The following is a 14,651-nucleotide window of genomic DNA, read 5'->3' as shown; positions in this document are numbered from 1 at the left end:
AACAGTATGCAACAAACTACCAATACTATTTTAATGGTTCGTCCGGCGAGTTTTAGAATGAACGAGCAAACGGCTGTAAATAATTTTTATCAACAAGAATTGGCAGGTATGTTACCTGCTTCAATTAACTTAAAAGCCCAGCAAGAATTTGATGCTTTTGTGCTTAAGTTAAGAACAGTAGGTATTAATGTTATTGTTGTTGAAGATACTAAAGAGCCTGATACTCCAGATGCATTGTTTCCAAATAACTGGGTTTCTTTTCACGAAAATGGTGATGTTGCAATTTATCCGATGTTTGCTGAGAACAGACGTTTAGAAAAACGAGAAGATGTATTACAAATTTTAGAAACAAAAGGTTTTGAGATTAAAAATGTAATCGATTATTCTGAAGCTGAAGAAGAAACTATTTTTTTAGAAGGAACCGGAAGCATGATTTTAGATCGCGCAAATCGCAAAGCATATTGTGCTTTATCGCCAAGGGCGGATGAAGAATTATTTATCGAATTTTGTGAGGATTTTGAATATACACCCGTAATTTTTACCGCAAATCAAACGGTTAACGAAAAACGAGAAGCCATATATCATACCAATGTAATGATGTGTGTGGCAGAAACTTTTACAGTGGTTTGTTTAGAGGCTATAGATGATAAAAAAGAAAAAAAGGAACTCGTAAAGCAGTTGAAATCTGATAAAAAAGAAGTGATAGCTATTACCGAAAAGCAAGTACAACAATTTGCAGGAAATTTGTTACAGGTAAGCGGTGGCAATGATGAACGTTTTTTAATTATGAGTACGTCAGCCTATAATTCGTTAACTACGAGTCAAATAAAAACAATAGAGAAATATTGTAAAATAGTACATAGTTCATTACAAACTATTGAAACTTGTGGCGGCGGTAGTGCTCGCTGTATGATGGCTGAAGTGTTTTTACCAAAAGCTTAATAAATCAAAATAAAATTTTAAAATAACTTCACGAAATATTGTATTCGTGAAGTTGTTGTTAAATTAATGCTTCTTTTAAAATAGTAATAGGGTGTTTAGCAGTACGTTTGGTTCCGTCATAAATTTGATGGCGACAACTCGTTCCTGCAGCAGCAATTTCTATTTCTGTTGCGCAGTTTCTAATTTTTGGAAATAAGGTGTCTTCACCAACTTGCATACTTACTTTATAATGCTCTTTTTCGTAACCAAAACTACCAGCCATTCCGCAACAACCAGTATTCATGATGGTAACTTTATAATTTTTCGGAATGTTTAACATCGTAAAACTGGCGTGTGTTGATGATAATGCCTTTTGATGACAATGTCCGTGAATTTTAAGCTCTTTGCTTTTAGATGTAAATAAAGAGGTGCTAATGTTATTTTTTTCAATTTCAGTAGCTAGAAATTCTTCAATAGTAAAAACATTTTTAGCAATTTTTTCTGCGGATAATTTATCGTCTGCCAAACGAATATATTCATCTCTAAAAGTTAAAATAGCAGAAGGTTCTATTCCTATTAACGGAGTTTCTTTAGTAATGTTGTCTTTAAAAATAGCGACATTTTTATTAGCCAATTCTTTCGCTTCTTTTAAAAATCCTTTAGAAATATGACTACGACCGCTTTCTTCGTGGTTATTATATTTTACTTCGTACCCTAATTTTTTTAAAACGATTACAGCGTCTTTACCAACTTCGGCATCGTAAAAATTGGTAAACTCATCGTTGAATAAATAAACAGTTTTTTTAGAAGGTTTCTTATCTGCACTAGAAGTGACAATTTGTTTTTTTAACCAGTTATCTAAAGGTTGTTTTCCTAATTTAGGAACCGAGCGCTGGGTTGCAACTCCCATTATTTTTTTAGCTAACAATGTGTTGGTTAAAAAGTTTGTTATTGTAGGGAGTTTACTTCCTAATTTATTATATTTTGCATTATTGGCAAATAATTTACTGCGAAAAGAATAACCGTTGGTTTCTTGGTATTGATATAAAAACTCAGCTTTCATAGAGGCAATATCAACATTACTTGGGCATTCGGTAGCACAAGCTTTACAGCTTAAACATAAGTCTAAGACTTGTTTTAATTCTTTAGAATCGAATTTGTTTTTGGCGGTGTTATTTGTTAAAACTTCACGTAACATATTGGCTCTTGCTCGTGTAGTTTCTTTTTCGTTTTTAGTAGCTCTGTAACTCGGACATAATGTTCCGCCAGCTTCAGGAGATTTACGGCAATCACCAGAACCGTTACATTTTTCAGCCAATTTTAAAATACCTTCGCTTTCAGAAAAATCTTGTAATGTTTTTATAAGAGGTTCTTTTCTGTCGATTTCATAACGTAAGTTTTTATCCATCGGAAAAGCATCTGTAATTTTTCCTTTGTTAAATACATTATTCGGGTCGAATGCTTTTTTTATTCGTTTTAATAATTCGTAATTTTTAGCACCAATCATTAACGGAATAAACTCAGCGCGTACAATTCCGTCACCATGTTCACCACTAAACGAACCTTTATATTTCTTTACAAGTTGAGCAGTTTCAGTTGTTATCTTCCTAAATAAAACAACATCTTCTTGTTTTTTTAAATTCAATATCGGTCGTAAGTGTAATTCTCCTGCACCAGCATGTGCGTAATAAACAGCATCTTGCTGATATTTATCCATTATTTGGGTAAACTCTTCGATGTATTCAGGTAAGTCGTTTAAAGCAACTGCAGTGTCTTCAATACAGGCAACCGCTTTCATGTCTCCTACGATATTACCCAGTAAACCTAATCCGGCTTTTCGTAAATGATGCACTTTGGCAATGTCATTTCCATATACTTTCGGATAATGATATCCGAAGTTATTGTTTTTTAAATCTTCAATTAAATTATCAGCTAAAACCTCAGCTTCTTCTATAGTGTTTGCAGAAACTTCTAACATTAAAACAGCTTCAGGATCATCTTGTAAAAAGAAGCGGTTTTTAGCTTGCTCTCTATTGTTTTTGGTGCAATCTAAAATTACTTTATCCATCAATTCACAGGCATATAATTGGTGATTCATAGCTGTTACCGTAGCTTTTAAACTTTCGTTTACGCTGGTAAAATGCGGACAAACCATAATGCTATAAGTAGGAGGTAAGTCGTTTAATTGGATGGTGATTTCAGTAGAGAAAACTAACGTTCCTTCACTACCAGATAAAAATTTTGCGGTATTAATAGTGGGTTCACTTCCACCGAATAAATCAGAGGTTAAAAACTCATCTACTGCATAACCTGTATTTCGTCTGTGAATTTCTGGTTTCGGAAATTCATTTATTATTTCTTGTTGAACTGCTTCTTGAGAAAGTTCTGTATAAATGGTTCTATAAATAGTACCTTCTAAAGAGTTTTCTATTTTTTTTGATTGAACTTTTGCGAAGTAATTTCAGAAAAAAGAACATTACTCCCATCAGATAATAATCCTTCAATAGCTATTACTTTATCACGTGTTACTCCGTAACGAATAGAGGTGCTTCCTGATGAATTATTTCCCACCATTCCGCCAATCATACAGCGGTTAGAAGTTGAGGTATTTGGATCAAAAAATAATCCGAAAGATTTTAAGAATCTGTTTAAATCATCTCGTATAATTCCGGGTTGAACTGTAATGGTTTTTTGCTGCTCATCAAAAGCTAAAATATTAGTAAAATGTTTAGAAATATCAACAACAATACCATCACCAACACATTGACCTGCCAAAGAAGTTCCTGCAGCCCTCGGAATTAAAGTGATGTTGTTTTTTGTAGCAAAATCAATTAAAAGTTTAAGATCTTCACTATCCTTCGGATAAGTTACTGCTAACGGGATTTTACGATAAACAGATGCATCGGTAGCATATAAATTTTTGTGTAAATCATCAAAAAATAATTCACCTTTTAAACTCTTTTCTAAATCTAGTAAATGTGTTTTCTTTGCCATTATCTAAGCACCTAAAAGGTTTATAGTATTGTTTTTAAATAGTAGTATTTATCGTTCTCAATAACTTCAACTTTGTTTACTACTATTTGATGTTTAAAAAAAGGAGCATTTAAAACCATAGTGTGATATTCTCCGTTCTCTCCACAAATATCAATATTTAATTTCTTTTTTAAATCATTAATAGCGGTTTTATCAAGAGTTCTACCAATCCAATCGCTAGTTAAATCTTCTTTTTTTACTAGTGAAAATACTACTGTAAAATCATTCGTAATTAATTCGTTTAGTAAATAGATTCTTTCTTTTTTCCATAAAGGATTAAAAACTTTCATGCCTGATTTTAGCGAACATTCTTCAATCCAATTAGTATGTCCATCGACTTCATCAATATCACCAGTAATTAAAGTATCAATCTTATAAAATTCTTTTAATTGTTGAATAGTGTTTTGGTAACTTTGTTTTATCGGAGCGCTTACTGTTAATATTAAATGCGGAATACCAATAGCCTTTACTTGTTTTTTTATCAAGTGAATTGGATGTGCTTTAAAATCTGGGTTTTTAGGAGCAAATGTTACTAAATGAGTAATGTTATAGCCTGCTTGTTGTGCTTTAAAAAAAGCCAAAGCGCAATCTTTTCCGCCTGTCCATAAAACGGCTGCTGTTTTATTTATCATTATTCTATTGGTATATTCCTTTTAAAACAAGTATCAAAACAAATAAAAGTATCGGTTCCTGCCACACCATTTATTAAATGCACACTATCATATAATATTTTTTGTAAATGTTGATTATCTCTTGCGTAAATTAGAATGAAAATAGCGTAGTTACCAGAAACAAAATTACATTCAGTAATTTCAGGTATTTTTTCTAATTCTTTCATAACATCTTTTGCAAAGCGTGCTTCACGTAAACGAATACCAGTGTATGATTTTGTTTTATAACCTAACTTGTTTTCTTCTAAAACAAACTCAGCATTTTTAATAACACCTTCGGCAGTAAGTTTTTTTATACGTTGATGTACTAAAGAATTGGAAACTTTCAATTCTTCAGCTATTTGTGAAAAGGCTTTGCGAGCATCTAAACGTAGTTTTGATAGTATTTGCTTGTCTATATAATCAAATTGATTTTTCAAAAGTATAGTTTTGTTAGAATGATCTTCATTTAATTTGTAAATATACAAGCTCTTTTTATTAAAAAAAATGTAGCCGCATGCTATATAGTAAGACTACATAATTTTAATATTAAGCATTTATTTGCGCTAAACATTTTTTTATGGTTTCATCTTGCATGTTTTCATACCATCTCATTAATTCGTAAACAGGTTCTCCTAAATCTTTTTCAAATAAAGATTGATTAGAGCTTCCTTCATATTCATGTTTTGCATCATCTGTACCTAGGTTTGAGGCGAAAATTCCCGCAGCACTTACTGGCAAAAAATCTTCGTAAACCATTGGTTCTATAGTTAAATAACCATCCTTTAATAATTGATTTACATCTAATTTTGTATGTGTTTTATTTTTAGATATATTTTTTGATTTATCTGTAGTAAAGTAATGAAAATAGGCAAGTTTTTTTGATTGCAGCTCTTTATAGTTATCAGGGAATATTTTAAAATTTTCTTTTAATAATTGGTTGTACTCTGAAGCATTTTCAGCATTTGGTGATCCTCCAATTGTTTTACGTGTTTTACCTAATAACTCATTATATAAGTCTAATCCTTTTTGTGTTAATGCCGCACCTCGTTGTTCAATCTCTCCAAAACGAGCTTTGTGTTCTCCTGTTTTTTCATTTCCAACTTTACCTTTAAAAATTACTTTTTCTGTTAATGCTTTAAAACTTGTTTGACGTAACAAAATAGGGCATTTTCTAGCAGGAGGTCCTTCTATATTGTCTTTTGGAGTAATATTACGAGCGGCCATACTTATTTGCACTTTGTCTATATCTAAAGATCTTGGTGTTAGGTGGTTTATATGTGGCCTTTAAAAGCAACTACATCAGCAATTAATCTGTGCTGTCCTAGTAGTGCTTCGTACATTTCGTGATCTACCGTAGCAGTATCATGCCATCGAAAAGTTTGCAATGCTTCTTGAATAAATATTTCGGTATCTTCTTTATTTAAGCCTCCTTCTTTTTCAGATTTTTCAATTAATTCAAGGACTTTCTTTGTGAAAATATGACGGTCTTCTAAAATAGTTTCTATATTGTTACGAAGCTTATCATCATCAATTAAGTCTAAACGTAATAGGGAGGTAAAAACTCTAAAAGGAGCCTGGTTAAGCGCTGTGTTTTCGATAGCTCTAAACGCTGTAGCATGAACAGGAACACCTGCGGTTGCTAAATCATAATACCCAAGAGGAAACATTCCCATAACTTTAAAGAGACGCCTCATTGTAAATAGTTCATGTGGCTTGCCTAAACGAATTGCTCCGTGACGTTCCATATTTAGTCGAGTAATTTCGCCAGTATGTACTAATTGCTCTTTTATTTCTTTAGATTCAGAAAGCACATTGTCGTTAATTTCATGAACCAAATCAAGTAGTTCACCGTAAAGAGGTACTTCATTTTTATACATGTCAGACATAATCGTAGAGAAGCGATTACGAATGTATTCTGGAGAGGCAAATGCCTTTGCTGTATTTAAAACTTGTACTGTGCTTTTTGATGACATAATTTGTTTGATTTAAATACAAAATAAATGAAATTAATCTTTAATGTGTGTTTTTAATGTAAATATAACCTAAAAATAGGTTGTTATGTGTTGTTTTAGTTTTTCTTGGAGGTATTTTTTTAAGAGAAAAAACAATTTTAATTAAAAAAGAGGTTTTAAAAAATCAATTTGACTTTGTTGTTAGGTGATATCTGTTTTAGAATATGCATAAACATTTTTTTGATTTTCATTCAGATAAATTATGCTTTTGATGATCAATTAAAAAGATCATCTTCTGTAACATTGTAAGTTACAAAATAGATTACTTCTTGTTTGAGTTTGCTTTTCGTTATCCGATGAAATATAGTAAATTTTTATCTGAATTTATAGCAAGTTCTTTATGAAGAATTTCGAAAGTACAGATATGTAGTTGTAGTAATTAATGCTTCTTGTAAAAAGAAAAACCATCCATTTTGTATAAAATGAATGGTTTTCTTTATGATGTAATTTTTAATTAATTATTGATAGCGTAACTAGCAGCTTTACCTAATTCAGATAATTGCATTGCTGTAGTTTTTAAAACACTTAATCCCCATTTGTGTAGTTGTTTAGCCATGATTTTGTTTTTATAATTAATATTCCCCTGGCACAAATTTACAAGATTAATCTGTTGCTTTATACTGTAAAAATAAATTTTGTGTAATTGGTAAGAAATAGTGTGTAAATGGTATTTATTCGTTCTGGTTGTTAAGTGTGTAACTGTTTATTGTTTCATTTTCAGTTATCTAAGTAAGAATAAATGTTTTTTGGGCATAAAAAAACCCATAACACACAAGTTAAGGGTTAATTTATAAGGGGATGTTATTATTTAAGGGGGTTTATAACGTTAGGGGGGTAAGTTATATATAACAACACTACAAATATATAACTCTTTTGTAGTTAGTTTGTTAACCTATGTTTATAAAGTGGTTTATTAAGTTCTCTAGAAGTTTTTATTTGTTGATAAGAGAATTATATCTTGATAACGTGGTGAATATGTAGCTGTTTTATAATAGATAGTTATAGAAGCGTTTTTTGGGCATAAAAAAACCCATAACACACAAGTTAAGGGTTAATTTATAAGGGGATGTTATTATTTAAGGGGGTTTATAACGTTAGGGGGTAAGTTATATATAACAACACTACAAATATATAACTGTTTTGTAGTTAGTTTGTTAACCTATGTTTATAAAGTGGTTTATTAAGTTCTCTAGAAGTTTTTATTTGTTGATAAGAGAATTATGTCTTGATAACGTGGTGAATATGTAGCTGTTTTATAATAGATAGCTATAGAAGCGTTTTTTGGGCATAAAAAAACCCATAACACACAAGTTAAGGGTTAATTTATAAGGGGATGTTATTATTTAAGGGGGTTTATAACGTTAGGGGGGTAAGTTATATATAACAACACTACAAATATATAACTGTTTTGTAGTTAGTTTGTTAACCTATGTTTATAAAGTGATTTATTAAGCTTTATAGAAGTTTTTATTTGTTGATAAGAGAATTATATTTTGATAACATGGTAAATATGTGGCTATTTTATAATAGATAGCTGTAGAAGCATTTTTTGAGCATAAAAAAACCCATAACACACAAGTTAAGGGTTAATTTATAAGGGGATGTTATTATTAAATGGTGGTTATAACATTAGGGGGGTATGCTATGTATAATAACACTACAAATATATAATGATTTTATAGTTAGTTTGTTAACCTATGTTTATAAATTTTTTTTAAAGATGTTGCCTTTTAATTACCTATTCATTATTGATCTTAAATGAGTTGACTTTAATGCTAAAAAACAACTAGTTGAACTTTTTTGTTACTTTTATATGAATAGCGATTGTTTAATCGTTAAAACAAGGTGTTAATATTTAAAATACCACTTTTTGATTTAATATATTTGTTAACTTATCAAACAACATAACAAATGAAAAAAGCTTTTTTACTACTATTAATTTTGGTGTCAATTTCAGTAGCTGCACAACAAAAATTAGATTTATCATATTATTTGCCTACTGATGTTTCGTATGCTAAAAATATACCCACACCAAAATCGGTTATTGGTCATGAAGTAGGCGAGTGGCATATTACACACGATAAGTTAGTAGAATATATGAAGGCTTTGGCAAAGGCTTCCGATAGAGTTTCGATAGAAAATAGAGGAACAACATATGAAGGAAGACCATTATTATTGTTAACAATTACTTCAGCTAAAAATCAGCAGAATTTAGAACGGATTAGAAAACAACATATAAAAGCAACTGATGATGTTTCGATAGATGTATCTAAGCAACCGATTGTTGTTTACCAAGGGTTTTCTATTCATGGAAATGAGCCAAGCGGAACAAACTCTGCATTAGCATCTGCTTATTATTTAGCTGCAGCAGAAGGAACTAAAATTGATGAGTTATTAGATAATACAGTAATTTTATTTGATCCATCTTTGAATCCTGATGGTTTACAACGTTTTGCATATTGGGCAAATACGAACAAGGCAGACAATATAAATCCTGATCCTAATGATAGAGAATATCACGAAGTTTGGCCAGGTGGAAGAACAAATCATTATTGGTTTGATATGAATCGTGATTGGTTGCCAGTTCAGTTACCTGAAAGTGCAGCCAGAATAGCATCTTTTCATAAATGGTTACCAAATATTTTAACTGATCATCATGAAATGGGAACCAATTCGAGTTTCTTTTTTCAACCGGGAATTCCGAGTAGAACTAACCCGTTAACTCCGCAGATGAATCAAGATTTAACCAAAGAAATTGCAACCTATCACGCAAAGGCTTTTGATAAAATAGGATCTACATATTATTCAGAAGAGAGTTTTGATGATTTTTACTATGGAAAAGGTTCAACATTTCCAGATATTAATGGGAGCATCGGTATTTTGTTCGAACAAGGAAGTTCTCGCGGACATGCGCAAGAAAGTGAAAACGGAATATTAACTTTTCCGTTTACAATCCGCAATCAATTTACAGCTACTTTATCAACTTTAGAAGCAGCTAAAAATATGCGCGTAAAAATCTTAAAATATCAACAAAGTTTTTATGAGAAATCTCGAAATTCTGGAGATAATAAAGCGATTGTTTTTGGTGATGAAAAAGATGCCGTAAAAACGTATCATTTAGCAGCAGTTTTAAAAAAGCATCAAATAAAAATACACGAATTAAAAACTGATTTTACATCAAAAGGAAAAAAATTTAAAAAAGGTTATAGTTATGTTGTGCCAATGAATCAGAAAAATAATCGATTGGTAAAAGCAATGTTTGATGTTAGAACAACTTTTAAGGATAGTTTATTTTACGATGTTTCTGCATGGACATTCAATCATGCCTTTGGAGTAGATTTTGCTGATAATATTTCTTTATCAAAAGCAGGAGAAGAAATTATTGAGTTAAAGAAAAAAGAAGGAACAATTAAAAACCAAAGTAGTGTTGGATATTTGTTTTCGTGGAATGAATATGAAACTCCGAAAGCGTTAAATGAAATTTTAGAAAACGGATTGCGTGCAAAAGTGGCAATGAAGCAGTTTAAAAATAACGGTGAATCGTTTGATTACGGAACCATTTTTATTCCAGCTCAAAATCAGAAATTAAAAAGCTCAGACTTATATGAGTTTTTAAATAAAGTTGCGGTTGAAAATCATATTAAAATTTCAGGAGTATCTACGGGATTAAATGACGGAATTGATTTAGGTAGTAGAAATTTCCGAGCAATAAAACCACAAAAAGTAGCGATGTTAGTTGGTAGTGGAATGACGAGTTACGATGCTGGTGAAATTTGGCATTTATTAGATCAGCGTTTTGAAATGAAATTAACAAAATTAGATGTTTCGTATGCTTCAAGAGTAAATTTAGAGAAGTATACAACGATTATTGTGCCTAATAGTTATTCGGTTGATAAAAGACTAGAAGTGAAATTGAAAGTTTGGGTAAGAAATGGTGGTGTTTTAATTGGTTATAGAAATGCTGTGAATTGGTTATCAAATAAAAAGTTTATCAACTTAAAATTTAATAAAACTAAGATTGATACAGTTGAAAATATATCGTTTGAAAACAAATCGTTACAATCGGGTGCGCAAGTAATAGGTGGTGCTATTTTTGAAGCTAAAATTGATCGTTCACATCCTGTAAACTTTGGGTGTAAGAATAATAAAATCGCTTTATTTAGAAATACACGTCAGTTTATTCAGGCAGACAAAAAGAGTTATAATAATCCGATACAATATACCGATAACCCTTTGTTGAGTGGTTATGTTTCTAAAGAAAACTTAAATGTATTAAAAAATACGGTTCCGTTTAAAGTTAATAGATTAGGGTCAGGTAAGGTTATTGTTTTTACTGATAACACGAACTTTAGAGCTTTTTGGTTCGGTACAAACAAGTTATTAATGAATGCTATTTTCTTCGGGAAGTTAATGTAGAAATTAGTAGTTTTTTAATTATTAAAAAATAAAAACCCGCTATTAGCGGGTTTTTATTGTAACAAATCAGAAAGATAAGCGTCTATATAGTAGATTAATAAATTATAAAATAAATGAGTTTACTAAGAGTTTTATTAGCAATTTTTTTTCCACCATTAGCGGTAATAGGTAAAGGTTGTGGATCAATCATAATTGTGTTTTTGTTAACGCTTTGTGGCTGGGTACCTGGTGTAATTGCTGCTCTTATTATATTAAATAATCCTAAATAAATAGCGTCCCCTTTTTTGTATATATTTTGAACAAAAAAAAGCACTCATTGTAGAGTGCTTTTTTTTAGTTTAAAACTTCTTCAATAATTTTACCTGTAGAACCGTTTGGAAACTCTATTTGTAATAAATTTGAGATTGTAGGAGCAATATCTATAATTTCATATTTCTTTTTAGAAGTTCCTTTTTTTATTCCATTACCATAAAAAATTACTGGTATATGTGTGTCATAAGAATACCCTGAACCGTGTGTTGTACCTTTTCGTGGATGACTAATTGTTGATGGATTTGGAACCAATAAAACATCTCCAGAAAATTTTTGATTATATCCATTTTGTAACGAATTTAAAATTCCAGAGGTAAAAGTTGTAGTTTGTAAAGTTCTTGCAGTTACAGACTTGTAAATACCTTTAAAATTAATTACTTCATCAGCAATTTTTTGAGCAACATCATTTGTATTTAATTTTAATTCTTCTATTTTTTCTTTGTTTAAGAAAATCTGAAAGTTAGATATCTTTTCAACTAAATCATCAGATTTAAAATATTTTAAAGTTGTTTTACTAACAAATTCATTAAAATTTTTATAGCTAAAATAATCAGCAGGAATTTTAACAGATTGTAAGTATGATGGAACTTGAACGGCTGCATGATCTGCGGTTAAAAATAAAGTGTAATTACCTTCGCCAACTTGTGTATCTAAAAACTGAAATAAGTTAGCCAAATCTTTATCTAAACGCAAATAAGTATCTTCAATTTCTTTTGAAGCTACTCCAAATTGGTGCCCAACATAATCTGTTGAAGAATAACTAAGAGCTAGAAAATCTGTATGATCAGATTTTCCTAAGTTTTCTCCAATAATAGCTGCTTTTGCAAAATCAGTAGTTAAAGAATTTCCAGCAGGTGTTGCTTTTATGATACTAAAATTGCTGTTATTGCTTTTTAAACTAGGTATGTCATGTGGAAAAACTGGTTTCTTTTCACCTTTAAAAGGCATTTCAAAATTATTATCATCAGTAATACTTTCAGTATAAGTATTTATATCATAAAGTGTATTCCATGGTTTTTTTAGATAGTCACTTGCAATATTAGAACTATTAAATTTGGTTACCCATTCAGGAAGTTTATCCATGTAGTAAGATGAGGTAATCCACTTACCTTCATTACCACCGTTAAACCAATAAGCGCCATTTGCTGCATGACCAGCAGGTAAAATTGCAGAACGATCTTTAATTGCTATACCAATAGTTTTTCCGTTCATATTCTGAGCTAATTTTAACTGATCAGTCATTGTAGTGGTTAACATTCTATGTGGAGATTTATTTCCATTTATTCCGTTAATACCAACGGTTTTATAATTACTGTCATCAACACAATAAATAGATTTTTTTAAATATTTATCGTACCAACTATTACTAATTATAGCATGATTTGCAGGTGTAGTTCCGGTGTATATTGACGCATGACCAACAGCTGTGTAAGTTGGGATGTAATTATAATGAGCATTTTCAAGAGAAAACCCACCATTTAATAAGCGATTAAAACCATCTTTACCATATTTACTAGCAAAACGAGTAAGGTAATCATAGCGCATTTGGTCGATAACAATACCAACAACCAGTTTTGGTTTTTTAGTTTTTTTCTTTTCAGTAGAGATAAAACTGCATAAGCAAAGTATAATGATAGCAGCTAAAGGAAGTGTTTTTTTCATTTTGTTTTTTAAAATTGATAAAACCAAAGGTAAGTAAATGAACACTAAAATAGATATTAAAGCAAAGAGTTAATGCTTTTTTAATACTTTAGCAAAAAAGAAAAATAGATTAGTTTAATGAATTACATTGAGCATATAGGAAAGTACTTTGCCATGCTAAAGCAAGTCTTTACAAAACCACAGCGTGCGCGTGTTTTTAGAGAGGCTTTGTTTAGAGAAATAGATGAATTAGGGCTAAAATCGTTAGGTATTATTGCTTTTATTTCATTTTTTATTGGTGGAGTAATAGCATTGCAAACAGCCTTAAATTTAGAAAGTCCGTTTATACCAAGATCTTTAATCGGTTTTGCAGCAAAACGATCTATAATATTAGAATTTGCACCTACATTTTGTTCTATTATTTTAGCAGGAAAAGTAGGTTCTTATATAACTTCGAGTATTGGTGCGATGCGAGTTACCGAGCAAATTGATGCTTTAGAAGTAATGGGAATTAATTCTTTAAACTATCTGGTATTACCAAAAATAATTGCGACAGTATTTTTTTACCCGTTTTTAATCGTTCTAGGGATGTTCTTAGGAATTTTTGGAGGATGGCTTGCAGGAGTACTTTCTGGCTTGTTTTCTGGAACAGATTATATAATAGGTGTGCAAATGGAATTTGACCCGTTTTTACTAACCTATGCAATTATAAAAACATTAATTTTTGCCTTTTTAATAGCTACAGTGCCATCGTATCATGGGTATTATGTAAAAGGAGGATCGTTAGAAGTTGGTAAAGCGAGTACGCAGTCTGTTGTTTGGACTACCGTTCTTATTGTTATCGCTAATTATTTATTAACTCAAATGTTATTAACATAATGATTGAAGTAAATAACTTACATAAAGGATTTAATGGTATTGAAATTTTAAAAGGAATTTCAACTTCATTCTTGCCAGGGGAAACAAGTTTAATTATAGGACAAAGTGGTTCAGGTAAAACAGTTTTTTTAAAATCATTGATTGGGTTACATATTCCAGAAAAAGGAAGTATCATTTATGATGGACGTGTAAACACTGAAATGACTATAGAAGATAAAAGGAGTTTTCGAAAAGAACTAGGAATGGTTTTTCAAGGAAGTGCTTTGTTTGATTCACAAACTGTTGAGGAAAATGTAATGTTTCCTTTAAAAATGTTTACCAAGCAACCAGAAGATGAAATGTTAGATAGGGTTAACTTTGTATTAAAACGTGTTAACTTAGAAAATTCAAATAAAAAGTTTCCAGCTGAATTATCTGGAGGAATGCAAAAAAGGGTAGCTATTGCTCGTGCAATTGTAATGAACCCTAAATATTTGTTTTGTGATGAGCCAAATTCAGGTTTAGATCCGCAAACATCAATTGTTATCGATAATTTAATTCAAGAAATTACTGATGAATATAAAATAACAACCGTTATTAATACACATGATATGAATTCGGTGATGGAAATAGGAGATAAGATTGTTTTTCTTAAAAACGGACTGAAAGCGTGGGAGGGATCTCATAAAGAAATATTTAAAACGGATAATCAGGCAGTGGTAGATTTTGTATATTCTTCAAATTTGTTCAAAAAAGTACGTCAAGCTTATTTATCAGAAAAATAATTTAAGTGTTAATTTATTGT

Annotated in this window: 8 protein-coding genes and 2 pseudogenes; 5 read left to right on the top strand and 5 right to left on the bottom strand. The window is 30.7% G+C overall.

Annotated features, from left to right (window positions below; genetic code table 11):
• The first annotated feature begins 6 nt into the window (after positions 1 to 6).
• Positions 7 to 942, top strand: a complete 936-nt coding sequence (ctlX, locus tag PG912_RS10145; RefSeq protein WP_275687451.1) for a citrulline utilization hydrolase CtlX — start codon at positions 7 to 9, stop codon at positions 940 to 942.
• A gap of 58 nt (positions 943 to 1,000) precedes the next feature.
• Here ctlX and PG912_RS10140 read toward each other — a convergent pair.
• From PG912_RS10140 to hglS, 4 genes and pseudogenes are all read right to left on the bottom strand, one after another.
• A pseudogene (locus tag PG912_RS10140) lies at positions 1,001 to 3,915 on the bottom strand (FAD-binding and (Fe-S)-binding domain-containing protein).
• 20 nt (positions 3,916 to 3,935) lie between these two features.
• On the bottom strand, positions 3,936 to 4,586 hold the full coding sequence (locus PG912_RS10135) for a Dph6-related ATP pyrophosphatase (protein WP_275687450.1): 651 nt from the start codon (positions 4,584 to 4,586) through the stop codon (positions 3,936 to 3,938).
• Positions 4,586 to 5,044, bottom strand: coding sequence for an Lrp/AsnC family transcriptional regulator (locus PG912_RS10130; RefSeq protein WP_275687449.1), 459 nt, complete (start codon positions 5,042 to 5,044; stop codon positions 4,586 to 4,588). The genes PG912_RS10135 and PG912_RS10130 overlap by 1 nt, the downstream gene beginning before the upstream one ends.
• Before the next feature lie 109 nt (positions 5,045 to 5,153).
• A pseudogene (gene hglS, locus PG912_RS13825) lies at positions 5,154 to 6,484 on the bottom strand (2-oxoadipate dioxygenase/decarboxylase HglS).
• 2,046 nt (positions 6,485 to 8,530) lie between these two features.
• On the opposite strand from hglS, the gene PG912_RS10120 reads away from it, so the two are divergent.
• Both PG912_RS10120 and PG912_RS10115 read left to right on the top strand, forming a co-directional pair.
• Positions 8,531 to 11,035 (top strand): M14 family metallopeptidase, encoded by a 2,505-nt coding sequence (locus PG912_RS10120; RefSeq protein WP_275687448.1) that lies wholly within the window; start codon positions 8,531 to 8,533, stop codon positions 11,033 to 11,035.
• A gap of 113 nt (positions 11,036 to 11,148) precedes the next feature.
• Complete coding sequence (locus PG912_RS10115) at positions 11,149 to 11,304, top strand: YqaE/Pmp3 family membrane protein (RefSeq protein ID WP_260586715.1); 156 nt, start codon at positions 11,149 to 11,151, stop codon at positions 11,302 to 11,304.
• Between the two features lie 64 nt (positions 11,305 to 11,368).
• Here the strand turns inward: PG912_RS10115 and pafA are convergent, their stop codons facing one another.
• Complete coding sequence (pafA, locus tag PG912_RS10110) at positions 11,369 to 13,009, bottom strand: alkaline phosphatase PafA (RefSeq protein WP_275687447.1); 1,641 nt, start codon at positions 13,007 to 13,009, stop codon at positions 11,369 to 11,371.
• A gap of 117 nt (positions 13,010 to 13,126) precedes the next feature.
• Between pafA and PG912_RS10105 the strand changes: the two genes are divergently transcribed.
• Both PG912_RS10105 and PG912_RS10100 read left to right on the top strand, forming a co-directional pair.
• A complete protein-coding gene (locus PG912_RS10105) occupies positions 13,127 to 13,867 on the top strand; it encodes an MlaE family ABC transporter permease (protein WP_260586713.1) in 741 nt (246 codons plus the stop codon).
• A complete protein-coding gene (locus PG912_RS10100) occupies positions 13,867 to 14,631 on the top strand; it encodes an ABC transporter ATP-binding protein (RefSeq protein ID WP_275687446.1) in 765 nt (254 codons plus the stop codon). Before PG912_RS10105 ends, PG912_RS10100 begins: the two co-directional genes overlap by 1 nt.
• The last annotated feature ends 20 nt before the right edge of the window (positions 14,632 to 14,651 follow it).

The organism is Tenacibaculum retecalamus, from assembly GCF_027941755.1.
Lineage (GTDB): Bacteria > Bacteroidota > Bacteroidia > Flavobacteriales > Flavobacteriaceae > Polaribacter > Polaribacter haliotis_B.
Note: the sequence above shows the minus strand (reverse complement) of the source record. Positions and strands in the feature narration are given on the sequence as shown.

Coding starts and splice junctions, on each gene's coding strand:
- PG912_RS10115 (WP_260586715.1), top strand. CDS start 11,149: ATGAGTTTACTAAGAGTTTTATTAGCAATTTTTTTTCCACCATTAGCG.
- PG912_RS10100 (WP_275687446.1), top strand. CDS start 13,867: ATGATTGAAGTAAATAACTTACATAAAGGATTTAATGGTATTGAAATT.
- PG912_RS10135 (WP_275687450.1), bottom strand. CDS start 4,586: ATGATAAATAAAACAGCAGCCGTTTTATGGACAGGCGGAAAAGATTGC.
- ctlX (WP_275687451.1), top strand. CDS start 7: ATGCAACAAACTACCAATACTATTTTAATGGTTCGTCCGGCGAGTTTT.
- PG912_RS10120 (WP_275687448.1), top strand. CDS start 8,531: ATGAAAAAAGCTTTTTTACTACTATTAATTTTGGTGTCAATTTCAGTA.
- PG912_RS10105 (WP_260586713.1), top strand. CDS start 13,127: ATGAATTACATTGAGCATATAGGAAAGTACTTTGCCATGCTAAAGCAA.
- pafA (WP_275687447.1), bottom strand. CDS start 13,009: ATGAAAAAAACACTTCCTTTAGCTGCTATCATTATACTTTGCTTATGC.